We start from the raw sequence: 22131 nt of genomic DNA, 5'->3' as shown, positions 1-22131 counted from the left end.
AGAATCAAAGAACCCCCGGCAAAGCCGGGGGTTCTTTCGTGTGGGCTTAGAACTTAATTTCACCAATGGTCTCACCGTATTGAGTGGTGCCCACGTCAGTGAACCCAACACGGTGGAAGAATTCTTCAGGACTGTCGACACCGCGCTCCCACAAAACCGTCAGACTTTTTTCTCCGCGAGCTTTGGCTTCTTCAACCAGCGCCGCGACAGCAAACTTTCCTACGCCCTTGCCCTGGTAGTCGGCAGCAACGTGGATGCGCCACAAACAACTGCGTAGTTCTGGTTGGGCATTCTCTGGATCAAAGTTTCCGCGCACAAAACCAACAACGGTGTCACCGTCTTTAATGACGCGTGGCCAGGCTGTGGTGGGATTCACATACGACTCAGAGATGGAATACGACGGGGGAGCTAGAAACTGTTCCTGACCTCGCTTGAGGGTCAAGGTGTTGGCAGCAACGATGTTGCTGGCGTTGAGTTCTTCTAATGTGTATGTCCCCATAGCTTTAGGGTAAACCTGTTTTGCCAATTCTTCCTAGACGGAAAGTAAAACATGTGTAACAAATTCATTGAAGATTCAGAAGATGTTTTCTTCACCGAGGAGTATTCTTGGGCTGGCAAAAAAGCTCATATACAGATACCCTAGGGGGTATACAAAGTGTGACCGTTAGGTCACTGTTAATCCGGAGGTAAACATGTGTAGTCCAGCCAAATGCGGTTCATGCGGCAAGACCACCTGGACCGGTTGCGGCGAGCACATTGAGGAAGCGCTTCAAGGCGTACCACAGGCTGACCGCTGCACCTGTAACTAGGTTTCGCATCGCTGAACATTATGGGCTCGCTGAGCCCATAATGTGTTTAACCGAGAAATCTTTCGCTTCCCCTCGGCTGCTGTCGCGGGCTAATTCGACACAATGCTATCGCCCGCATCTGCTATTTCTGTATAATATATTTTAGACGAATTGCTGGCATAACTAAGGACTGAAACAATGAGCGACCCACATTCTCGCGTGGTGGAAGGCTGGACTGGACGCCTTTACGAAGATTTCAGCGTGGGGGATATTTACTACCACCCATTCGGAAAAACCGTCACCGAAGCAGATAACCAGATGTTCACCTTGATGACGCAAAACGTCTCCAAGACACATGTGGACCGGAACTATGCTTCTGGAACCAGCTACAAACTCCCTTTGGTGAACTCCACATTTACTCTTGCTTTGGTTACCGGCCAATCCACCATGGATCTTTCCATGAATGTTTTTGCAAATCTTGGTTGGGACGAAGTGCGAATGCCTGCACCAGTATTTGAAGGCGACACAATTTATTCCCGTTCCAAAGTTCTTGAACTCCGTGAATCAGCATCACGACCATCTATGGGTGTTGTTACTGTCGCAACTGAAGGGTTCAACCAAGACGGAACTATTGTTGTGAGCTTCAAACGCTCTTTCATGATTTATAAAAAGGGCCATCTACCCAGTGTCGCCGGAGCTCGCCCAGATGAGTCGTCGCTGCCCCAGGTCAGCGGTAACTAATGTCGACAAGTGCACAACATGATGTTGTGGCGTCGGCCACAACGTTTTTATTTGTCCCAGGGGACAGGCCTGATCGGTTCACGAAAGCCCATCAATCTGGGGCCGATGTCATCATCATTGATCTTGAAGACGCGGTTGCTGTAGAGAATAAACCAACAGCTTTGGAGGCTGTCGTTACAGCATTGACAGCAAATCACGAAGATATTCCAGGTGGTAGATTGACCGCCTTGGTGCGAATCGATGGAAATCTGAGTTCAGTTCATTTAGCGGCATTGCGTGATGTTGCGGCCATACACAACAATGGCCTTCTGGGTGTCATGGTTCCAAAGGCAGAATCAGCCAGCCAAATTTCTGAAACGATTAACGCGCTGCCTCGGGGGTTGGCAATTGTTCCTTTGATTGAATCAGCCAAAGGATTAGTAAACATTGAACATATTGCTCAAGCTCCTGGTGTGACACGTCTCGGATTTGGGGCAGTTGATTTTGGATTAGACGTGGACGCAACTCATGAGCGGGTGACAGATTATGCGCGTGCTCAGATTGTTGTCACTTCTCGTTCGGCAGGACTTGTTGCACCTGTAGATTCACCGAGTTTGAGTATCACAGACCTTGCGCTTGTCGAGGCTGAAGCAACGCGCGCTCGGCAATTCGGTTTTGCAGGGAAATTATGCATTCACCCCGCTCAGGTTCCTGCTGTGAGGTCAAGTTTTAAGCCAAGCTCAGAAGAAATTACCTGGGCTGAAGAAATAATCGGCCTAGAAGGTGGCGCATCACAACACAACGGTCTCATGGTAGATAAGCCAGTAGTAGATCGAGCTCAACGAATACTTGCACGAAGAGGAGAATAAGCAGCATGGTTCTCCCCCTTGACGGAATCACTGTCATTTCTCTCGAGCAAGCGGTTGCCGCACCGTTTGCCTCACGTCAGCTCTCCGATTTGGGTGCTCGAGTGATCAAAATCGAAAGAGATGCTGGAGATTTTGCTCGTGCTTATGACACGAAGGTTCATGGTGAGGCAAGCTACTTTGTTTGGATTAATCGCAATAAAGAAAGTGTTGTCCTCGATCTCAAAAGCGACAAAGGGAACGCTGCCCTCAAAGTCTTAATTAGCAAGGCAGATGTCTTCATTCAAAACCTTGCCCCAGGTGCAATTGAGCGTCTCGGTCTAGGTCCAGATGTTGCGTGTGAGATTAATCCTCAGCTGATTTATGTTTCCATTTCCGGATACGGCCGGGGCGGAGAATACGAGAACAAAAAAGCATACGATCTTCTCGTTCAGTGCGAAACGGGTTTGCTCTCTGTCACTGGAACCGAATCCGAACCTGCCAAGGTGGGTATTTCAGTAGCCGATATTGCTGCGGGAATGTATGCCTACTCGGGAGTGCTGAGTGCCTTGCTCCTCCGAGGAAAGACAGGCAAGGGTGACGTTTTAGAAATTTCTATGCTGGAAGCACTCGGCGAATGGATGAGCCAACCATATCTTTATGCGGAATATGGTGGTCAGCAACAACCTCGATCGGGAGCGCAACACGCAACCATCGCTCCGTATGGCCCGTTCCATACCGCCAATGGAACGGTATTTTTTGGAATACAGAATGAGCGTGAATGGGCCACGTTCTGCGAAGTTGTTCTGCACGATGAATCGCTGTCTACAGATCCTCGATTCAATGCGGGGTCACTTCGTGTGCAACACCGTGATGCTCTTCATGAGATTATCAATGCGGTCTTTTCTCACTTGACAAGTGAACAAGCGGTTGCTCGGCTTGATCAAGCAGGGATTGCGAACGCAAAGCTGCGAGACATGCGTGAGTTTTCTGCTCACCCACAACTTGCCGCGCGAAATCGCTGGCGGAACGTGATGCTTCCCAGCGGTGAAACCGCTCGAAGCCTCATTCCGCCTGTGACCGCGCAATCATATGACCCTGTGATGGGTGCGATTCCTGGACTCGGTGCAGACACAGAGTCTGTGCTTCGCGAGTTTGGTTTGAACTAAGCCCTTTACTGACGTGTCACTTTGCCAGTAAGCGTTGCGACAGGTTGTAAGAAAGCTGGCTTCGCCACAATCCACGCCGCAACAGTCAACACAAGTGAACTGGCGAAAAGCCCAAATCCCAGCCAGCTATCGCCATTGTTGGCAGCATACATGTGGTTAAGGTTTCGAAGTGCACCCGTTGTGAGTACCAATGTCACGTGAGCAATCACAAACAAGACGAAAAAAATCATGACGGGGTAGTGGATTGCGCGTGCAACGGGCAGTGGATATATCTTGCTGATTCGAGCAGACGGTCCAGGCCAGGCATTAGACATGCGAATACCGGTCACTATCGCGAGCGGAGCAGCAATAAAGACGATGAGGAAGTAGGCCAATTGCTGAAGGCTGTTGTAATTGACCCAGCCATTTTCTGTCGGCCAGTTGAGGGAGGCATACTGCACGGCAGCGGATAGGGCGTTGGGAAAAACTTCCCACGTCGTTGGAACAATCCGCATCCACTGACCTGTTAAGAAAAGCAGGATGATAAAGATCACTCCATTGAGTGCCCACAAGAAATCAAGGCTCAAGTGAAGCCACAAATCAAGGCTGATTTTTTGGGGTTCACCTTTTGTTCGAAGAAGGCCTTTGTTGTTTCTGGTCCAATAGGCAGCTGGACGCTGCGTTGTTCTCACGAGCCAGCCAGTGCGAATAATGAGAACAATAAAGAAAGCATTCAGGAAGTGTTGAAAGTTCAACCAGGCAGGGAATCCTTCGGGTGCACCCTGAGGAAGTACAGTTTCACCAGGGTACTGAGCTAGAAAAGATTCTCCCGCTTCACTGGCTCGAAACCACTGAGCAAGAAGCACAACTCCGGCCAATGCCACTACCGCGAGAGGAACTCCCCAAGTAAGCTTTTTTCTCACTTCTGGAGTCTTGAGTGCAGCGGCAAGATTACTCATCGACGAGCCTCAATGGCGGAAATAAGTTGTGGCACGACGGTGAAGACATCACCTACGACACCAAAGTCAGCAACGTCGAAGATAGGTGCATCAGCATCTTTGTTGATAGCAATGATGGTGTCTGCGGTTTGCATTCCGGCACGATGCTGAATCGCACCGGAAATACCGAGGGCAACATACAGTTGTGGCGAAACAGTGACGCCGGTTTGGCCAACCTGGTGGGATTGAGTAATAAATCCGGCATCAACTGCCGCGCGCGAGGCACCTACGGCAGCCCCTAAAGAATCTGCAAGTTGTTCAACCAGAACAAACTTTTCGGCAGAGCCAAGACCTCGACCACCAGAGACAACCTTTTCTGCTCCACGAAGTTCAGGCCGTGAGGAACTAGTTGTCTCCGAGTGAGTGCTGTCAATAACTCCGGTTTTCGACGCGTCAATCGAGATCGAGATAGTCGACACTATGGGGGTGGCAACTGGTGTGCGTCCGTCTGAAGAACCTTGACGAACTGTTGCGATGACGAGACCTCCGGTGTTCTGAGATTCTACGGTGTAACCGCCACCGAAAACGGAGTGGGTAGCAACAACATGTCCACCTGACAGGGTGAAATCAACCGCATCCACCAATACAGAGGAGTCTGTGCGCACGGCCAGACGGCCTGCAATTTCACGTCCATTAACGGTGTTAGGGATCAAGACAGCGGCGGGAGAGCAAGAACTAATTGATTCCTGTAACGCAGCAACGGCCGGGGTGACCAGTGAGTTTGCAGCATCGCTACTTTCAGCCAGAATAACCTGGGCTGCCCCTAGCGCTCCCAGCTCTGTTGCCAGTTCGGGCCCAGAACCAGGACTTGTCACTACAACGGCAACAGGAGTGCCCAATTTTGTTGCGCTGGCAAGGAGCGATGGTGTTGTAGAACTGAGCTTGCCTGAGCTGTTGAGTTCAACGAGGGTGAGAATGTTCGACATGACTTGTTCTTCCCTTAGATCAAACGGTTTGAGGCGAGGAATTCAGCAAGCTGTTCACCAGCTGTGCCATCATCGGTGATTTTGGTTCCCGCAGTGCGGGCAGGGCGCGCAGCAGTGCTCAGAATTGTTGTTGAACCTGCAGGTTTGGTGAGAGAAAGTTCAGCCAATGACTTTGAGGTGACTGGCTTTTTCTTTGCGCCCATGATTCCTTTGAAGCTGGGGAAGCGAGCGTCAGGGTTACTTTCGTTAACCGAAATGATGGCAGGAAGTGCTGCGTGAACTTCCTGGGTGCAATCCTCCAGTAAGCGAACACCGGCAACAGTTGTTTCGTTAATAGTGATGTTTCCCAACATTCCCAGATGTGCAATTTCGAGATGTTCGGCAATCATTGAAGGAACTATTCCCCCGCGTCCGTCGGTGGACTCGTTTCCTGCGATCACGAGATCTGGCCCCAAGTCCTTCAGTGCTGCGGAGAGCGCAGCTGCGGTGTAGGCCGCATCGGCTCCAGCGAGAGCAACATCGGTGATGTGTACGGCTGAATCACAGCCCATTGCCAGGGCTTTCTTAAGAGACTCACTGACATCCCCAGGCGCCATTGTCATGACGATGACTTCAGCTGATTTATCAGAGTCTTTGTAAGACAGTGCGACCTCGAGAGCGCGTTCGTTGATTTCATCAATAACGTTGTCGCCGCCACGGTCAACCCACCCGGTCGCTAGATCGAGTGTGCGCTCACCCCATGTATCAGGCACTTGCTTCATTAGGACAACGATTTTCACAGCTGTTTTCCTCTCATCGAGTCACAGAAAATATTATATACCAAAGCACTCAGGGCAAAGCAATGACAGGATATCCAGTGTCTTGAAAGCTAGTTCTGGGCAGCGATACGTGCGTCGATGTGGCTAGCTAGCTGCTCACCGGCATGACGAACGTGCTCAACCATTTCGTGGCGGGCGCGCTCGGCATTTCCCTCACGGATGGCCTCAAGCAATCCAGTGTGATCATGCACGGTTGTTTCTGGCCATCCCTTGATAGAAGCGTAAAAACGACGGGGTGCATAGCGGGAAACCAGCTTGATAACCCACGCCAGGCGAGGGGCATCAGCGGTGAGATTTATTTCACGGTGGAACGCATGATTGAGTTCTTCAAGTGCTCCCAAATCCTCGCGGTTAGCGGCAGCAACGAGTTCGTTGTGGATGTGCTCCAGACTGGCAATTGTCTCAGGAGTGGCATTGACTGCAGCACGAGCTGCGAGTTCGCCTGCAACCATGGATTGCACCAAGAACATGTCCCGAACATCGTTACCATCAACCTTGGCAACCGTAAATCCACGACGGGGTGCTAGGTCAAGGAATCCTTCAGCACGAAGTGCTTGGAGTGCTTCACGTGCAGGAGTAGTAGAAATTCCCAGTTCGTCCGCGACAGTTTCAGGGCGAACTGGTGCGCCAGCTGGCAGGGTTCCCGAAGTGATTTGGTCACGCAGGAAAGAGGCTGCCTCATCGCCGAGTTGTGGGCGAACCTGGTGCTGGCGGGGAGGGATCATCAGCAGTGCTCCTAGAGATTGATGCATCTGGAATTCCCGAAAAATCGGGCAAAAGTGCTCCTTACATAATATTCCGTATACCTCTGTTGGATACGGTCAATATGATATATTTTGTTTTTATGACCTCACATCTCAACGACGAAGAACAGATGCTCGTCGACACCGTTCGAGCATTTATTGACCGCGATGTAAAGCCCACAGTCAACGAAGTTGAACACGCGAATGAATACCCCGAAGCGTGGATTGAACAGATGAAAGAAATGGGTATCTATGGGCTTGCAGTTCCCGAGGAATATGACGGTCTCCCCATTTCTATGCCTGCCTATGTCCAGGTCACCGAGGAACTTGCGCGTGGATGGATGAGCCTCTCGGGAGCAATGGGTGGTCACACCGTTGTTGCCAAGTTGCTGACCCTCTATGGAACCGAAGAACAAAAGAGCAAGTACTTGCCATTGATGGCAACCGGAGAGCTTCGCGCCACAATGGCATTGACAGAACCCAGTGGTGGTTCAGACCTCCAAGCAATCGCCACAGTTGCAAAAACAGATGGTGATGATCTTGTTATCAACGGATCAAAAACTTGGATTTCAAATGCGCGCCGTTCGGGATTGATTGCACTGTTAGCAAAGACCGATCCAGCTGCAGAGCCCCGTCATACTGGGATGTCCATCATTCTTGTTGAGCCGGGACCTGGCTTCAACGTCTCCCGGGATCTCCCCAAATTGGGATACAAGGGTGTTGAGTCGTGTGAGATTTCCTTCGATGACTATCGCACACCAGTAACCCAAATTCTTGGTGGTGAACCAGGTAAGGGGTTCACTCAATTCATGAAAGGTCTGGAGGTTGGCCGTATTCAGGTTGCTGCTCGATCTCTCGGTGTAGCAGCAGCGGCGTTGGAAGATTCCATCAAATATGCGCAGGAGAGAGAAACCTTTGGCAAGCCCATTTGGAAGCACCAATCTATAGGTAACTACCTGGCAGAGATGGCAACGAAGCTCACCGCAGCGCGACAGCTCACACTCTTTGCTGCAGAGAAATATGAAAGCGGTGAGCGTTGTGACATGGAAGCTGGCATGGCCAAGCTGTATGCCTCTGAAGTTGCAATGGAGATAGCTCTGAACGCAATTCGCATTCATGGAGGTTATGGCTACTCAACCGAATACGATGTTGAGCGCTACTTCCGTGATGCTCCGTTGATGATTGTTGGTGAGGGCACCAATGAAATTCAGAAAAACGTCATCGCCCAGCAACTAATTGCCCGCGGTGGGCTCTAAAGAAAGAGAAGGACAATGTCGTACTTCGAACCAGATGCCGATCTTTTAGCGGCATCGGACAAAGCGCTTGCAAGCATCAGCACAGCACGGCTACTTCCAGCAGCGAAGACATTTGATGTCATTGATCCAGCAACTGAAAAGGTCATTGGCACTCTTCCTGACCACACCCCAGCTGATGCACTCACGGCTCTTGCGAAGGCTGACGCAGCTGGAAAGAAGTGGGCTCGCACCAGCCCCCGCCTGCGCTCGGACACACTCCATGCCGTTTACGCCAAGCTGATTGAAAACAAAGACACCCTCGCCTACATCATCTCTCGTGAGATGGGTAAGCCTCTTGCAGAAGGGTATGCAGAGGTTCAATACTCCGCAGATTATGTACGGTGGTTTGCTGAGGAAGCGTTGCGTGCACAGGGGCTCTACCGAGACTCGCCTGCGGGGGATGCCACCATATTGGTTCGTCGCGCTCCTGTCGGTAATGCAGTGTTGATTGCCCCCTGGAATTTCCCCATGGCAATGGCCACGCGAAAGATTGCACCAGCGCTCGCGGCGGGCTGTGCCTGTGTGGTTAAGCCTGCCAACCTCACACCACTGACCACTGTTGTTGTGCAGGATTTGATGGTTCAGGCAGGTGTCCCTGAAGACCTCGTTCAGGTCATCACCACAACTGATGCCCCTGGTTTCAGCTCAACCCTGTTGGCTGACCAGCGAGTTCGCAAGATTTCATTTACTGGCTCAACTCCCGTTGGTTCCACACTGATGGAGCTGGCGGCAAAGAACATTGTCAAGAGCTCCATGGAGCTCGGCGGTAATGCGCCACTCATTGTTTTTGATGATGCTGACCTAGAGCGCGCCATTGACGGAGCCATTTTGGCCAAGATGCGTAACGGTGGACAAACATGTGTGGCTGCCAACCGTATGTTTATTCAAGAAGGCATCGCTGATGCGTTTGTCGAAGGCTTCACTGCCAAGATGGCAGCATTTAAGCTCGGTAACGCGATGAATAAAGAAGTCGATCTGGGTCCGGTTATCGATGATCGTGCAGTCCAACGCTTGACTCACCTAGTCAATGATGCAATTGCGAAGGGGGCAACTCTTCGCACGGGTGGAAAAGCGCCTGAGCGTGAAGGCCACTATTTTGAGCCCACTGTTCTCGATAACGTCCCAGCGAACGCTGATATTGCGTCGACAGAAATCTTCGGACCGGTTGCAGCTATATCTCGCTTTAAGACTCAAGAAGAAGTTATTGCAAAGGCAAATGACACAGAGTTTGGTCTTGCAGCTTTTGTTTTCACCGAAAATCTTGATCGCGCCGTCAACGTTGCCGAAGCACTCGAAACAGGCATGGTGGGAATCAACAATGGCCTGCTCTCCAATATTGCCGCACCGTTCGGCGGAGTTAAAGCCTCGGGAACTGGGCGTGAAGGTGGCGCAGAAGGCCTCGAGGAATACCAGGAGATTCGTTACTTCACGATGAAGCGTCGCGAGACGTTCTAAACCTCCAACGCCACAAGGCACAAAGAATCCCCTTTCATCTGAAAGGGGATTCTTAATTTCAGAAGTTATGCGCTGACAGGTTCAACGGTAAGGAACCAATCAATGAGTTCCCTGCCATGAGCTTGGGCATATTTACCCTTCGCATTCCATTCTTGCCTGAATTCATCCGCGGTGTAGGTCCCGGTCAATTCATCTCCGCCAACACGAAGCCACTCGTTCATGAGCTCTGTTGTCACCTCTGGATGGAACTGGACTCCCAAAGAGTTTCCGGCTTTGAAAACCTGGGGAGCAATTTCGGAGCGTGCAAGAATCTCAACGTCCTCAGGGAGTTCGACGATGTCGTTATGCCATGAGAACCAGGGTCCTGGCGCGGTAGGGCATCCGGCAGAAGTATCGAATTCGATCATGCCCACCTCCATCCGATCTGCCTTGATGGTTCGACCGCCAAGAACTTCTGCAAGGAGCTGGGCTCCGAAACAGATGCCGAGATAGGGAATGCCACGTTCGCGTATGGTCCGTATAAATTCGATTTCTTCTTCGACCCATGCACGAGTTGCAGGATTGTAGGCGTGAGTGAATGAGCCAAAAATAATGACAGAGTCAACACCGACCAGGGAGGGGAAGTTGGTGTTGGCGGGGAGGAACCCGTCATAGTTTTTGGTCGCATTGAGCACTTCGTGATGAATAACTGTGTGGCCAAGCTCGGTCAGATAGTCCGCCACATAACCATAGTCCGATGCAACGGTTTCCTCGTGCGTGATAAGAAGAATTGTTTTTGACACAGAGTTCCTTGAGTTAGATGACGTCTCGGTATCGTTGGGTTTCCCAGTCAGTCACCCACGCAGCAAATGCTGCCATTTCGTTCTGTTGCATGATGGTGAAATTTTCAACAAAGTCTTGACCGAAGCACTCAACGTTCCAGGTGCTCTTGGAGAAGTTTTCTAGAGAGTCACGCATCGAAGTGGCAAACCTCACGAGCGACTCATCGAGGTGGGCGTCGCCGATAGTTTGTGGAATGAGTTCGTAGTTATTCCGAATTCCATCAAGTCCTGCTTGGAGATAACCCTGCGCTACGAGGTAGGGGTTAGAGTCTGCAGCAGCCCATCGAACTTCCATGCGGGTTCCCGGCCCCGCATCAGTGATGCACCGAACTCCAACCAAGCGGTTGTCGAGTCCCCAGCAAACTTGTGTGGGGGAGAACGAGTAATCCACGATGCGCTTGTAATCATTTTGTGTTGGTTGCGCAATGATCTGAAGTTCCAGGTTGTGTGTGAGTACGCCGGTCAGGAACTTTCTCATCAGGTCAGAGTGCACTACGTGGTCTGAGTCTTTGGCTGCAAACAAGTTCTTACCTGCCTTATCGGTCAGGCTGAGGTGAACGTGCATTCCGGAACCAGCGCCTCCGTTGATGGGCTTTGCCATGAAGGTCGCATGCAGATTGTTTTTGCGGGCAACGCGGCGAACGATGTGGCGGAACAGTATCGTTTTGTCGACCATGGTCAAGGCGTCATCGTATTTGAGATTGATTTCAATCTGGGATGGCCCATATTCGACATTGGATGCTTCGACTTCGATGCCTGAGCGTTCCAGAGCGTGACGAATCCCGCCAATGACATTCTCCAGCTCATCAGCACGGTCCATGGAGTAGCAATAGGCCTGGTCAGAAATGGGAGTCCAGTCATCGTTGAAGAGGTGGAACTCGAGCTCCGTTGCCAGGTTGATGCCGTAGCCAAGCTTGTCGAATTCTGCGATGGTCTTTTTGAGCATGCCGCGACCATCCATTGTGATGGCTTCTCCGGTGTGGCCATCCACCATGTCGCACATGACAGTCGCCATTCCTTCTTCCCATCCTGCGATGCGGAAAGACTGCAGATCTGGGATGGCTTTCATATCTGGTGCGCCCATGTCGCGCTCAAACCACGGTGTTGCTTCTACATCCGAGCGGAAGTTCCACGAGAAGGCCACTGCAGCGATAGCGAATCCTGCTCCGGAGAGAAACTGTTCAACCGGTAACCGCTTACCTCGGGGCATTCCCCATGTATCTGTGAAGATACATTCGACCGTGTGAATCTGGTTTTGCTCGATGATTTTCGCGCAATCAGCCATCGTTGTGGGTGCTGTAGCGGTGTGTGATGCCATGGTTCCTCATCTTTGAGTTACATATCCCTCAATCGGATATACAATATATACAGTAACCGAGGGTTACTTCTCCGGCAACTATTGCCGGGCATTTCTCACTGTGGAGGTCTCGTGAAATCTGTCGTCTTGGTGGAAGCAAATAAGCCACTAGTTTTCGAAGAACGAGAGATTCCCACTGCTGAGCCAGGTGAAGAAATCATCAAGGTCATCGCTTGCGGGGTATGCCACTCAGACATCCATGTTGCTGATGGCCACTTTGGTGGACCCCTTCCACTGGTGCTCGGTCACGAAATTGTAGGAGAACACCCTGAGCTTGGTCGTGTGCTTGTTTATGCACCGTGGGGATGTCGAAAGGATGACTGCCGCCAGTGCAACGCAGGCCTAGAAATGATTTGCGCCAACAGCCACGAAGCTGGGGTTGTTGATGACGGTGGTTACAGCGAATACATGCGTGTGCCCAGCCGTGACTACCTCGTTCCCATTGGGGATTTGGACCCTGTAACAACGGCGCCACTTGCGTGCGGTGGCCTCACCGCTTTCCGCGCAGTCAAGCGCACACTTCCACACCTCAATGTTCCAGGGGCGAAAGCACTCATCATTGGCGCTGGGGGCTTGGGCCAGTTTGCGGTTCAATTCATTAAGAAGCTAGCCAACGTTGAACTCACCGTTCTCGATATGGCAGATGACAAACTGGCTGCAGCCAAAGAACTCGGTGCCGATCACGCAGTGAAGGAACTTCCTGCTGGGGTAAAGTATGACGCCATCATCGACTTTGTGGGAGCAAACCCCACAATGCAGGCAGCTGCTGGCGCGGTCAATCGCCAGGGCATTCTTGTTGTGGTCGGGCTTGCAGGTGGTCGTCTCGAGTTCGGAGTGGGCGTCATTCCTAGCGAGGCAGTTATCACCACAAGCATTTGGGGAAGCCTGGCAGAAATGAAAGAACTCCTCGAGTTCGTTAGGACGCAGGGGGTTGCCCACCTGGTTGAAACCATGCCACTCGGCGACGCACAAGAAGCACTCGACCGTTTGCGCCGAGGAGAAATCCGTGGCCGAGTTGTCCTCACCGTTGCCGAATAAGAAGCCGTAAGGAACAGATATGAACTTCCCCACCAAGAGTGTTCAGGAATGGACTGACTACGCAAATACTTTGACCTGGCCACAGGCAATGGTTATCGATGGCAAAGCACAAGCGGCCAAAGACGACTCGTATGTTCCACTGGTTACCCCACGAGACGGATCTACAGTTACTCAAGTTCCATACGCAACCAGTGATGAACTCGAGCAAGCAGTTGTAGCTGCCCGCAGGGCCTTCGACGAAGGCCCCTGGCCACGCATGGCACCAAAGCAGCGTAAAGAGCTCATGTTGGCATGGGTCGCATTGATGGAGCAGCACCGCACGGAGCTTGCTACCATGCTCAGCGTGGAGATGGGAAAGCCCATCGCAGACGCATGGGGTATTGAACTTCGAGCATTGATCAACACCTATCGTTGGTATGCCGAGATGGCAGATAAAGATCTGGATGAAATTTCTCCCGTAGGTGAAGACGACCTCGCACTCATCACACGTGAGCCTGTGGGTGTCGTTGCCGTGGTAACACCCTGGAACTTCCCGCTAACTCTCTCTGCATGGAAGATTGCCCCTGCGCTGGCTGTCGGCTGCACCGTAGTTCACAAGCCTGCTGATCTCACACCGCTGACTGCTGTCCGCATTGCAGAACTGGCACTCGAGGCCGGTATCCCTGCCGGAGTGCTGAACGTATTGCCTGGACGCGGTTCAGTCATTGGTAAGGGACTCGGTCTTCACCGCGCCATTGACTCACTAGCCTTCACTGGTTCCACCGAAGTCGGCCGCGCATATATGGAATATGCAGCGCAGTCGAACCTCAAGCGTGTGTGGCTTGAACTTGGAGGCAAGTCACCGAACATCATCCTTCCGGATGCTCCAGACTTGCAGACTGCTATCGACACAGCTGCCTGGGGTATCTTCTTCAACACAGGCCAGATGTGTACGGCACCTTCTCGGTTGATTGTGCACCAGGACGTCGCTGACGAAGTTATTGCTGGTGTTATCAAAGCCGCCGAAAACTACAAGCCTGGAGATCCATTCAATCCTGCGACCAAGATGGGACCGCTTGCCTCTTCATCACGCCGTGCTGAAGTGCAGGCACACGTTGACCGCGGTCTTGCAGATGGTTCAACTCTGGCACTCGGAGGTCACTCAGTAGAGCTCAGCGCCCCACTTGCTGGCGGCGCCTATTACGAACCCACCGTCTTTATCAATGTGAACCCTGACTCTGCTCTAGCGCAAGAAGAGATTTTTGGACCAGTACTTTCTGTGACCACGGTTAAGGACGACGAGGAAGCAATTCGTGTGGCCAACAACTCTGACTACGGGCTTGCTGCTGGTCTCTGGACAGCTAACGTCTCTAAGGTGCACCGTTTGGCTCGTCAGATTCGGGCTGGAACTGTCTGGGTGAATTGCTACGAAGAAGGAGATCTCACAGTTCCATTCGGCGGTTTCAAACTCAGTGGCAATGGGCGCGACAAATCACGTCATGCTTTAGATAAGTACACCGAGTTGAAGACCACCTATATCAAGCTTTAATCCACCTTCACCGAAGCCCCCTGAATTCTCAGGGGGCTTCGGTTGTTAACTCTCAACTAACCCAGTCGGAGCTGCAAAAAAAGGGGCGCCCACCTTGTGCAGGTGAGCGCCCCAGTTTTGAGTGTGACTTAGGACATCATGTCCTGAGTCAAGGTTGCGTTTTCCTTCTTGTTAACGATTCCAACAATGAGGCCGATCACAAAGAAGATTGCAGGGAGGGTCACCAGGAACCAACCCAACGGGCTCAGCCCAAATGCGCTTTCGGGCAGTGATGGGTCAACGCCGTCTGCTGCGGTACCTGCAAGCAGGTTGAAGCGAGCAACGATGAGATACATCGCCAAAGACATACCGATTGCTGCCAGTGCTGGAGCAATCTTGCCCTGCCAGACATTGGCGCCTTCGTTCTTCGAGAAGTAAGCAATCACAGCAATGCTGACCAAAATCTCAACCAGAGTGATGGCAAGCACTGCAACAGCGCTGAGCCAGTAGAACAGGTTGAGGATGGGGTCAAGTGCAAAGACTGCGAAAAGTCCAACAACAATGAAGCCGGCGATAGACATGGTCCAGACGCCACCGGAAGGAGCCCCACGACGGTTGGTAGTAGCTAACTTTGCAGGAAGAGTTCCACCACGACTCATCGCGAAGAAGTAGCGAGCACCCGCGTTCTGGAATGCGAGCAGTCCTGCGAACAAGCTTGTGATGATCAGCACCTGCATGAGGGTTGCCATCCAAGGACCGACGTATTCACCAGCGAGGGAGAACAGAACGGCAGCAGGGTCTGCAAGTCCGTCAGAACGCTCGAGAATCTGATCGATAACAGAGGAAGATCCCATGCCGGTCATCATCGCGAAGCTCACAATGGCGAACAGACCTGCGATGATTCCCACAGCCCAATAGGTTGCGCGACGGACGGTCTTCTTGGGGTCTTTTGCTTCTTCACCGTAGATGGCGGTTGATTCGAATCCGATGAAAGAAGCGAATGCGAATGCGAGTGCGATACCCGCGGTTCCAGCAAAGCCACCAGCAAATACGTTTGTTGGAGCGAAGCTTGCTTCGAAGTTCCAGCCTTCTGGACCACCGTTTGCCAGGATGGCAATACCGGTAATCAGCATGGAGAGCACTTCAAGACTGGTGAGAACACCGAGGAACTTAGCACCCACGTCAACGCTGAACAGCGAGAGCAGAGTTACGAAAACCCAACCCACAACGAACCAGACGAACCAGGGCAAATCAACGCCCATACCAGCAAAGGTGAAGCTCATCATTGCGGCAAAGAATCCGTAGATGCAGAACTGGACTGCCATGTAAGCAAGGACGGAAACGAACGATGCAGCCACGCCCATGTTGAGGCCAAGACCTTTACCAACATAAGCGAAGAACGCACCTGCGTTAGTTACCTTGTGGCTCATCGCGGTGAAACCAACGCTGAAGAGCAGCAGGATGATTCCTACGAATACGTAGGCTCCTGGAACAGCAGCGCCATTACCGAGAACTGCGGCAACTGGTACAACACCAGTCATACCCGCCATCGGCGCAGAAGCAGCTACGACGAAGAAGACGATTCCGGCTACACCGAGGCGGCCTTTACTCAGCCCCGCGCCCTTCGCTTCGAGAGTGGATGACATTATTTGATCTCCTCATTGAGTTCATAAAAATCGTTTGGATAGAAACGATGTTCCAACTTTGCCAACAAGTGTTAGCAAGGTCAAGTTCAGAATATAACTTTTGTGAAAAGAATATGGAATATTTTCTGTAAACAAATCATGACAAAAATATGTTTGTTTGGATACGAATGACCTATAAACTCTAATGTCATGAGCACACTTAAAGGTTTTCTAGCCCCCAAAACTCCGTCGGGCAAAAGCGCCATCATTCCAGAGATGCCCTGGCATTACTCCGGAACGCTCCTGACTGTTGAGTACCTCACCGACCCTGCCAACGTCCGAGCCATCCTTCCTGCTGAGTTGGAGCTGGCGGATGAGCAACCTGGCGCTGTTGCGTTAATTTGGGCTGACTGGCAGTCGTGTTCTGATGACTTTGAAGAGTTGCTAGATCCAGACCGCTCGCAGTACATGGAGACCTTCGTGGTCGTGCGTTGCAAGTACGAGGGTGTCACCTATAGCCGCTGCGTCGCTATCTGGGTAACCAAAGACTTCGCAATGGCTCGTGGTTGGTTCCAGGGCTACCCCAAGAAGCTTGGATCGATGCACGCCACCCGTGTTTACAACCGCGGCAAGGCAACTCCACGTCTTGAAGCAGGAGCAAAGTTCGGCGCTAGCCTTGCTGCCTATGATCACCGACTGGCGTCGGCAAAGGTGACCCTCACCGGTCCCGTTGAGAGCAACGGTTTTGTCAACGGCCACAAGATGCTACACAGCCGCTGGGTTCCTTCGATTACTCCCGGCGCAGGGAACTCACTCGACCAGCTCATCACCATGGGTGGTGTCGACCTTGATCTGGGACAGGCCTGGGGTGGCACAGCTGAACTCACCCTCAGTGATTCGCAGTGGGATGAACTTGGTTCACTCCTCCCCGTAGATAAGATTCTTGGCGGTTACTACCGAGAAGTTGGCACCACCTTTAATGGGGGAACCTTGGTTGCTGATTTAGGATCCAACCCGAGTATCTAAATTTGTGCATCTCCCAATCGATGCACATAAAGGACCCCGGTGGGTATCCACCGGGGTCCTTTATTGCTTGCAGTGCTGGGCGGGTTAGTACGCCTCTGCGTATTCTGTGATTTCCCAGTCTGTTACCTCACGGGTTGTGGGGTCCTCAACAGCTGCTTCGTAACGAGCAATCTCATCACGCTTGAGCACCATGAATACATTGACCAATTCTTGTGAAAGCTGGTTGCGCAGTGCGTCGTCGACCTCGAGTGCGTCAAGTGACTGAGTGAAGGATTCAGGAAGAATATCTGCATCTTCGTTGTCGTAGGCCATGCCGACAGCATCTGGTGGGCATTCCATCTCATTGACGATTCCGTCAAGACCAGCTGCAAGGATTGCTGCAATGACAAGGTAAGGGTTCGCCGCACCATCGCCCACGCGAATCTCCAAACGAGTTCCTTGACCACGCTCAGGTGGAACGCGAACCATGCACGAACGGTTGTCATATCCCCAGTTGGAGCGATAGGGGGCAAGAGTGTCGGGGCCCAGTCGCTTGAACGAGTTGATGGTGGGGTTGGTGAAAGCGGTCAGGGCGTTGGCGTGTTTCACAATACCTGCGATAAGCATCTTTGCAGCTGGGGAAAGGTTGCCACGTCCATCATGCATTTTGTTGATGCCGTCTGCGTCGGTCACCGAGAAGTGCAGGTGGAAACCTGATCCACCCTCATCGCTCCAGGGCTTACCCAAGAAGGTTGCGTGCTTGCCACGCTTAGCAATGATGTCCTTGACCGCGGACTTAAAAAAGAACGTGCGGTCGGCTGCATCGAGTGCTTCGCTGTGCCAGAGGTTTACTTCGTATTGGCTAGGGCTGAATTCATGGTTTCCAGCAAAAGCACCAATATTGAGGCTGTCCAACATGCGCATGAGATGCAGGAAGTCACCGTCAGGATCAACCAGTGTTCCCGTCATGTAAACGCGCCCTGTTTGACTCAATGAGCGTTGGAAGTTTCCGATTTCGTCTTTAGTGGAGATGTAGAACTCAAGTTCTGGTCCCACGACGGGGTGAAGGCCAAGTGATTGGTATTTTTCAATAACTTTTTGAAGCACAGAACGGGGGGACATCATGTTGGGTTTGCCGTCAGGATTGAAAGCGTCACCAATGACGTATGCCACACCTGGTTCCCACGCAAGGGGTGAAATAGTGCTGGGAACAATTTGGGTAAAGAAGTCTTGGAGGCCGTCGTTGGCGATGCCGTTTGCCTCGTGGAACTCACCACCAGTTGTGGTGGTCCACACGCCTTGGCTAAAGGCGGGACCGTTGTGGCAAGCTTTGTCGAGCTGACTGACAAGGATGTCCTTCGAGCGAGGGATACCCAAGACGTCTGAGTACATCACGCGCAGAACATCAATCCCGCGTTCGCCAAGGTCATCTCGAAGTTTTGTCAGATCGTTAACCATTGCAACTCCTTTGTGGCAAATATGGTGTCAAAACGCTATCGTTAGGATACTAACGAATAATACCTATGTGCTAGCGCACAGCCAAAATTTCATCGTTATTCTGTGAATACTCATTCTCTATCCCAGGAGTGCTTTGTGAAAGCTTTAGTAATTCAGCACGATCACGTGAGCCCCACGGGTCCACTAGGCCGCCGGCTAGAACACCATGGATTCGACATCACAGAATTCCTTGTAGTACCCAAAGAATCCTTTAAGGAGCCCAACGTCACTGTGGAATTTCCCGACACAGACGACTTTGATTTAGTAGTTTTTCTCGGTGCCCCCTGGGGAGCTTGGGACGACAAGTGCATTGGAAACTGGCTGACTCCAGAAATTGAACTGTGCCGTAATCTCGTCACATCGAACAAGCCTGTCCTTGGCATTTGTTTTGGTGGACAACTCATGGCACGTGCACTGGGTGGGACCGTGGCACCCGGACAGCATCCTGAAATTGGCTGGACCTACATCTGGAGCGATGATCAAACACTCGTGAGCAACGGGCCGTGGTTCCAATTCCACTACGACCGCTTTACTGTTCCTCCTGGAGCTAATGAGATTGCTCGGAATCCCGTGGCTCCTCAGGCTTTCACAATCAATCGATCCCTCGGAGTGCAATTCCATCCCGAGCTAGATTCTGCAGCTCTCAAAGGCTGGCTCGATGAGGGTGGTTGGCCGAGTGTGGCAGAAGACCATCAAGACGGAGAAATTATGCTTGCACAAACCAAGGCAGAAGATGCCGCTGGTGAGGCACGCACCTATGCGCTTGTTGATGCATTTCTCACAAGGGTTGCGCAACTGGTCTGAATCTCTCTGCAGTAAATGAAATAGCCCCCGAGATCATCGGGGGCTATTTCTATGGAGGCCTTTACTGCGGTGAGACGCCCGCAAGAGGCAACATCGTTAGCGAAGGGTGACCTTGACAGGCATGGACTTGATGCCGTGGATGAAGTTCGAGTGAACGAAGTCCATGGGACCTGTGCGCTCCATCTTGTCGATTCGGCGAATGACATCTTCAAACATGATGATCAGCTCAATACGTGCAAGAGCGTTACCCAAGCACATGTGGGGGCCACCACGACCGAAAGTCATGTGCTCGTTTGGCATACGAGTGGGGACCATCTTTTCTGGGTCTGCGAATACCTCTGGGTCACGGTTACCAGAGGCAAACCAAGTGACGACTTTTTGGCCGGCTTTAATTTCCTTGCCACCAAATTCCACGTCCTTGGTCGCGGTGCGACGGAAGTGGTAGATGGGGCTGGCGTAGCGCAGGAATTCTTCGACTGCCCAAGGGATGTCCTGAGGGTTTTCCTGCAGGTAAGAAATGACCTCAGGGTTATTCATGAGATTGTTCATCGTGTGTGCGATGGTCTGACGAGTGGTCTCGTGACCCGCCACAATCAGAAGCAGGAAGTTGGTGTGGTATTCCTGATCAGTCAGTGGCTTGCCGTCCATGGGAACACTATTGATCATGGTGGAGATGATGTCTGTTCCATTGCGGCCAACACGCTGGCGCTTGAGTTCATCACCGTAAGCAAAAACTTCCAGAGCTGCAGGGGAGCGGAAAGGTACCAAGCGATACTTTTCACTTTCGGGGTCAGTGGGGAGAAGATCAGTCAAACTAGGGTCGCTGGAACCAATCATGGCGTTACCCCAGCGAATGATGTTCTCAATATCGGTGTCAGGGATTTCCAGAAGTCGTGCCAGAACACGGATGGGGTAATCAGCTGCAACATCGTGCAAGAAGTCGAACTCACCCTTTGCAAATGCATTGTCCAGCGTTGTCGCGGTAAGACCACGAAGGAAGGTTTCGTACTTCGCTACGTTGTTGGGAGTGAAGTCGTTTTGAAGCAGGCGGCGAAGCGCGCGGTGACGAGTACCGTCAGAATCGAGCAAAGAACGACGTGCCTCTTCTTGATCAGGCTCGAGCTCTTCCAGGTTGGTGAAGTGGCTACTGGTGAATGTTTCAGGGTCACGAAGCACTTTCACAATGTCGTGGTAGCGCATAACAGACCAGAACCCAGAACCACCGTCTGTTTCATCGCTCCAGTTCACGGGGTCGTTTGCACGTAGTTCGGCAAACAGATCCCACGGGGCACCATTATCAAAAACGTCGAGGTCGGCGAGGGAGCGAGTGGCCATGAAGATCTCCTCATTGAGATTGTTTGGATACGAACAATATAAACAATAATAACCAGAAGTGCTGACGAAGAGTCAAGTCTTACCGCCACAATGGTGTGAGAAAGTTTTTTGGGAATGGTGAAATGACTGGAAGCCACACACTCGGCGAAACCGAAGCACGCGTTGCTAACCGCTTGAGTCACATGCAGCTCGACTTTGAGGCAATGGCTGTCACTTCCAACTTGTTTCGCGCAGCGAGTGCTGTGCGCAATCACTTTGAACGAAATGTGCTCGCCGAGAGCGGATTGAGCTGGACTGCTTTTGTTGTTCTCTGGGTGACCTGGATTTGGGAACCAGCAGAAACTCGCGACATCGCAGCAGAAGCCGGTATCTCTAAAGCAACCTTGACTGGAGTGTTAAGCACGCTAGAAAAGATGGACCTTGTGTTGCGTTCTCGCAGCACAGAAGACGGTCGACTTGTCTTGGTCACGTTGACCACCAAGGGACAGACCTTGATGGAGACTTTGTTTCCAGCCTTCAACCGTCAAGAAGTTGAAGTTGTTTCACCTGTTGCTGATAACAAGCGTGGTGACCTAGCAGACATGCTGCGTGCGATCACAGCAAAAATCGAAGGCTAATTGCGGGCAGCGTAAGCAGAAGCCTCAGCGATAAATCGCGCCAGGATTTCTAGCTGTGCACTATCTGTGTCGTAGTTATCTTCGGGGTGCCACTGCACACCGAAGGCCCATCCAGGAGCATCAATTTTGACTGCTTCGACGTAGCCTTCTGTTGAGCGTCCAATGACTTCCAAGCCAGGGGCAACCTGATCAATCATTTGATGGTGATAACAGGAAGCTTGCAACGAAGTAGTGCTTAAGCCCAATTCGTCAAGGTATTTATCGATGGTGACGGGAGCAACATGGTGCTGGTGCGGCTGCTCCATGTGTTGCACAAGAGTTCCGCCCAGAGCCACATTCGTGATTTGAAGTCCTCGACAAATAGCAAAGAATGGCATTGAGGTTTGCAGGGCATATTTCACTAGAGAGATGTCTGCTTCATCAGCCAGATCGTCCACGTCGTAAACGTGTTCCGAAGAAATCTCTTGGCCGTATGTTCGAGGGTTGATGTCAGCCCCACCAGGCATCAGCACGCCATCTATTCCGCGCAGGCGATCTGCCCAGTCGCTTTCTGACACTGGCAACATTGACAGAGGTTCGCCGCCTGCAGCCCAAACCATTTCTGCCAACCGACGAGCGGTCACAATGGCGGCGTATCTCGTTGCTGATGTGCTTTCAGCAAACCTGGCAAGAATGGCAATCCGAGGGCGAGCCATCAGCACACCTTTCAAATAAATGTCTGATTTATCTTGTGTGACTTTTATATCCTAGTAATAATCATTAGTATACGAATGATTACTTCAACACGAC

21 protein-coding genes are annotated in these 22131 nt (G+C 51.8%); 10 read left to right on the top strand and 11 right to left on the bottom strand.

Annotated elements, in window-relative coordinates:
• Positions 1-46 precede the first annotated feature (46 nt).
• A complete protein-coding gene (locus tag AURUGA1_RS07080; protein WP_114129496.1) occupies positions 47-499 on the bottom strand; it encodes a GNAT family N-acetyltransferase in 453 nt (150 codons plus the stop codon).
• 487 nt (positions 500-986) lie between these two features.
• On the opposite strand from AURUGA1_RS07080, the gene AURUGA1_RS07075 reads away from it, so the two are divergent.
• From AURUGA1_RS07075 to AURUGA1_RS07065, 3 genes are read left to right on the top strand one after another with little or no spacing between them, the layout of a single operon-like run.
• Entirely contained in the window at positions 987-1529 is a 543-nt protein-coding gene (locus AURUGA1_RS07075; RefSeq protein ID WP_114129495.1) for a MaoC family dehydratase, read from the top strand.
• Entirely contained in the window at positions 1529-2377 is an 849-nt protein-coding gene (locus AURUGA1_RS07070) for a CoA ester lyase (RefSeq protein ID WP_114129494.1), read from the top strand. The genes AURUGA1_RS07075 and AURUGA1_RS07070 overlap by 1 nt, the downstream gene beginning before the upstream one ends.
• 5 nt (positions 2378-2382) lie before the next feature.
• A complete protein-coding gene (locus AURUGA1_RS07065; protein WP_114129493.1) occupies positions 2383-3522 on the top strand; it encodes a CaiB/BaiF CoA-transferase family protein in 1140 nt (379 codons plus the stop codon).
• 5 nt (positions 3523-3527) lie between these two features.
• Here AURUGA1_RS07065 and AURUGA1_RS07060 read toward each other — a convergent pair whose 3' ends face one another.
• The 4 genes from AURUGA1_RS07060 to AURUGA1_RS07045 all read right to left on the bottom strand — a co-directional run bounded on the left by AURUGA1_RS07060 (position 3528) and on the right by AURUGA1_RS07045 (position 6968).
• The gene (locus AURUGA1_RS07060) at positions 3528-4460 is read right to left on the bottom strand and encodes a cytochrome b/b6 domain-containing protein (RefSeq protein WP_114129492.1); all 933 of its coding nucleotides are present in this window, start codon (positions 4458-4460) and stop codon (positions 3528-3530) included.
• A complete protein-coding gene (locus tag AURUGA1_RS07055) occupies positions 4457-5425 on the bottom strand; it encodes an electron transfer flavoprotein subunit alpha/FixB family protein (protein WP_114129491.1) in 969 nt (322 codons plus the stop codon). Before AURUGA1_RS07055 ends, AURUGA1_RS07060 begins: the two co-directional genes overlap by 4 nt.
• A 14-nt stretch (positions 5426-5439) precedes the next feature.
• On the bottom strand, positions 5440-6186 hold the full coding sequence (locus tag AURUGA1_RS07050; RefSeq protein WP_371412355.1) for an electron transfer flavoprotein subunit beta: 747 nt from the start codon (positions 6184-6186) through the stop codon (positions 5440-5442).
• 107 nt (positions 6187-6293) lie between these two features.
• The gene (locus AURUGA1_RS07045) at positions 6294-6968 is read right to left on the bottom strand and encodes a GntR family transcriptional regulator (protein ID WP_205214642.1); all 675 of its coding nucleotides are present in this window, start codon (positions 6966-6968) and stop codon (positions 6294-6296) included.
• Positions 6969-7087: 119 nt separating this feature from the next.
• Here AURUGA1_RS07045 and AURUGA1_RS07040 point away from each other — a divergent pair, with 119 nt between their 5' ends.
• Positions 7088-8242, top strand: a complete 1155-nt coding sequence (locus tag AURUGA1_RS07040) for an acyl-CoA dehydrogenase family protein (protein WP_114129488.1) — start codon at positions 7088-7090, stop codon at positions 8240-8242.
• 15 nt (positions 8243-8257) lie between these two features.
• Entirely contained in the window at positions 8258-9736 is a 1479-nt protein-coding gene (locus tag AURUGA1_RS07035; protein ID WP_114129487.1) for an NAD-dependent succinate-semialdehyde dehydrogenase, read from the top strand.
• A 65-nt stretch (positions 9737-9801) separates the two neighbouring features.
• On the opposite strand, the gene AURUGA1_RS07030 is transcribed toward AURUGA1_RS07035, so the two are convergent.
• Positions 9802-10518: a type 1 glutamine amidotransferase gene (locus AURUGA1_RS07030; RefSeq protein ID WP_162784091.1), complete on the bottom strand. Its 717-nt coding sequence runs from the start codon at positions 10516-10518 to the stop codon at positions 9802-9804.
• A 13-nt stretch (positions 10519-10531) separates the two neighbouring features.
• A complete protein-coding gene (locus tag AURUGA1_RS07025; RefSeq protein WP_114129485.1) occupies positions 10532-11875 on the bottom strand; it encodes a glutamine synthetase family protein in 1344 nt (447 codons plus the stop codon).
• Between the two features lie 111 nt (positions 11876-11986).
• Between AURUGA1_RS07025 and AURUGA1_RS07020 the strand changes: the two genes are divergently transcribed.
• Together AURUGA1_RS07020 and AURUGA1_RS07015 are read left to right on the top strand one after the other, a co-directional pair.
• Positions 11987-12952 (top strand): zinc-binding dehydrogenase, encoded by a 966-nt coding sequence (locus AURUGA1_RS07020; RefSeq protein ID WP_162784090.1) that lies wholly within the window; start codon positions 11987-11989, stop codon positions 12950-12952.
• Positions 12953-12971: 19 nt separating this feature from the next.
• On the top strand, positions 12972-14480 hold the full coding sequence (locus AURUGA1_RS07015) for an aldehyde dehydrogenase (RefSeq protein ID WP_114129483.1): 1509 nt from the start codon (positions 12972-12974) through the stop codon (positions 14478-14480).
• A 128-nt stretch (positions 14481-14608) separates the two neighbouring features.
• Here AURUGA1_RS07015 and AURUGA1_RS07010 read toward each other — a convergent pair whose 3' ends face one another.
• Complete coding sequence (locus tag AURUGA1_RS07010) at positions 14609-16105, bottom strand: APC family permease (RefSeq protein ID WP_114129482.1); 1497 nt, start codon at positions 16103-16105, stop codon at positions 14609-14611.
• 189 nt (positions 16106-16294) lie between these two features.
• On the opposite strand from AURUGA1_RS07010, the gene AURUGA1_RS07005 reads away from it, so the two are divergent.
• A complete protein-coding gene (locus AURUGA1_RS07005; protein WP_114129481.1) occupies positions 16295-17110 on the top strand; it encodes an acetoacetate decarboxylase family protein in 816 nt (271 codons plus the stop codon).
• Between the two features lie 84 nt (positions 17111-17194).
• On the opposite strand, the gene AURUGA1_RS07000 is transcribed toward AURUGA1_RS07005, so the two are convergent.
• Entirely contained in the window at positions 17195-18547 is a 1353-nt protein-coding gene (locus AURUGA1_RS07000; protein WP_114129480.1) for a glutamine synthetase family protein, read from the bottom strand.
• Positions 18548-18682: 135 nt separating this feature from the next.
• Here AURUGA1_RS07000 and AURUGA1_RS06995 point away from each other — a divergent pair, with 135 nt between their 5' ends.
• Positions 18683-19390: a type 1 glutamine amidotransferase gene (locus AURUGA1_RS06995; protein ID WP_114129479.1), complete on the top strand. Its 708-nt coding sequence runs from the start codon at positions 18683-18685 to the stop codon at positions 19388-19390.
• 96 nt (positions 19391-19486) lie between these two features.
• Here the strand turns inward: AURUGA1_RS06995 and AURUGA1_RS06990 are convergent, their stop codons facing one another.
• Positions 19487-20725 (bottom strand): cytochrome P450, encoded by a 1239-nt coding sequence (locus tag AURUGA1_RS06990; RefSeq protein ID WP_114129478.1) that lies wholly within the window; start codon positions 20723-20725, stop codon positions 19487-19489.
• Positions 20726-20847: 122 nt separating this feature from the next.
• On the opposite strand from AURUGA1_RS06990, the gene AURUGA1_RS06985 reads away from it, so the two are divergent.
• Positions 20848-21342, top strand: a complete 495-nt coding sequence (locus AURUGA1_RS06985) for a MarR family winged helix-turn-helix transcriptional regulator (RefSeq protein WP_096379971.1) — start codon at positions 20848-20850, stop codon at positions 21340-21342.
• On the opposite strand, the gene AURUGA1_RS06980 is transcribed toward AURUGA1_RS06985, so the two are convergent.
• Positions 21339-22037: a gamma-glutamyl-gamma-aminobutyrate hydrolase family protein gene (locus tag AURUGA1_RS06980; protein ID WP_114129477.1), complete on the bottom strand. Its 699-nt coding sequence runs from the start codon at positions 22035-22037 to the stop codon at positions 21339-21341. The genes AURUGA1_RS06985 and AURUGA1_RS06980 overlap by 4 nt on opposite strands.
• Positions 22038-22131 lie beyond the last annotated feature (94 nt).

The organism is Aurantimicrobium sp. MWH-Uga1 (assembly GCF_003325955.1).
Taxonomy (GTDB): Bacteria; Actinomycetota; Actinomycetes; order Actinomycetales; family Microbacteriaceae; genus Aurantimicrobium.
This window is presented reverse-complemented; position numbering and strand designations above follow the sequence as displayed.

Bases quoted from the DNA above. Each gene is read 5' to 3' on its own strand.
- AURUGA1_RS07080 (WP_114129496.1), bottom strand. From the start codon at position 499: ATGGGGACATACACATTAGAAGAACTCAACGCCAGCAACATCGTTGCT.
- AURUGA1_RS07075 (WP_114129495.1), top strand. From the start codon at position 987: ATGAGCGACCCACATTCTCGCGTGGTGGAAGGCTGGACTGGACGCCTT.
- AURUGA1_RS07070 (WP_114129494.1), top strand. From the start codon at position 1,529: ATGTCGACAAGTGCACAACATGATGTTGTGGCGTCGGCCACAACGTTT.
- AURUGA1_RS07065 (WP_114129493.1), top strand. From the start codon at position 2,383: ATGGTTCTCCCCCTTGACGGAATCACTGTCATTTCTCTCGAGCAAGCG.
- AURUGA1_RS07060 (WP_114129492.1), bottom strand. From the start codon at position 4,460: ATGAGTAATCTTGCCGCTGCACTCAAGACTCCAGAAGTGAGAAAAAAG.
- AURUGA1_RS07055 (WP_114129491.1), bottom strand. From the start codon at position 5,425: ATGTCGAACATTCTCACCCTCGTTGAACTCAACAGCTCAGGCAAGCTC.
- AURUGA1_RS07050 (WP_371412355.1), bottom strand. From the start codon at position 6,186: ATGAAGCAAGTGCCTGATACATGGGGTGAGCGCACACTCGATCTAGCG.
- AURUGA1_RS07045 (WP_205214642.1), bottom strand. From the start codon at position 6,968: ATGATCCCTCCCCGCCAGCACCAGGTTCGCCCACAACTCGGCGATGAG.
- AURUGA1_RS07040 (WP_114129488.1), top strand. From the start codon at position 7,088: ATGACCTCACATCTCAACGACGAAGAACAGATGCTCGTCGACACCGTT.
- AURUGA1_RS07035 (WP_114129487.1), top strand. From the start codon at position 8,258: ATGTCGTACTTCGAACCAGATGCCGATCTTTTAGCGGCATCGGACAAA.
- AURUGA1_RS07025 (WP_114129485.1), bottom strand. From the start codon at position 11,875: ATGGCATCACACACCGCTACAGCACCCACAACGATGGCTGATTGCGCG.
- AURUGA1_RS07015 (WP_114129483.1), top strand. From the start codon at position 12,972: ATGAACTTCCCCACCAAGAGTGTTCAGGAATGGACTGACTACGCAAAT.
- AURUGA1_RS07010 (WP_114129482.1), bottom strand. From the start codon at position 16,105: ATGTCATCCACTCTCGAAGCGAAGGGCGCGGGGCTGAGTAAAGGCCGC.
- AURUGA1_RS07005 (WP_114129481.1), top strand. From the start codon at position 16,295: ATGAGCACACTTAAAGGTTTTCTAGCCCCCAAAACTCCGTCGGGCAAA.
- AURUGA1_RS07000 (WP_114129480.1), bottom strand. From the start codon at position 18,547: ATGGTTAACGATCTGACAAAACTTCGAGATGACCTTGGCGAACGCGGG.
- AURUGA1_RS06990 (WP_114129478.1), bottom strand. From the start codon at position 20,725: ATGGCCACTCGCTCCCTCGCCGACCTCGACGTTTTTGATAATGGTGCC.
- AURUGA1_RS06985 (WP_096379971.1), top strand. From the start codon at position 20,848: ATGACTGGAAGCCACACACTCGGCGAAACCGAAGCACGCGTTGCTAAC.
- AURUGA1_RS06980 (WP_114129477.1), bottom strand. From the start codon at position 22,037: ATGGCTCGCCCTCGGATTGCCATTCTTGCCAGGTTTGCTGAAAGCACA.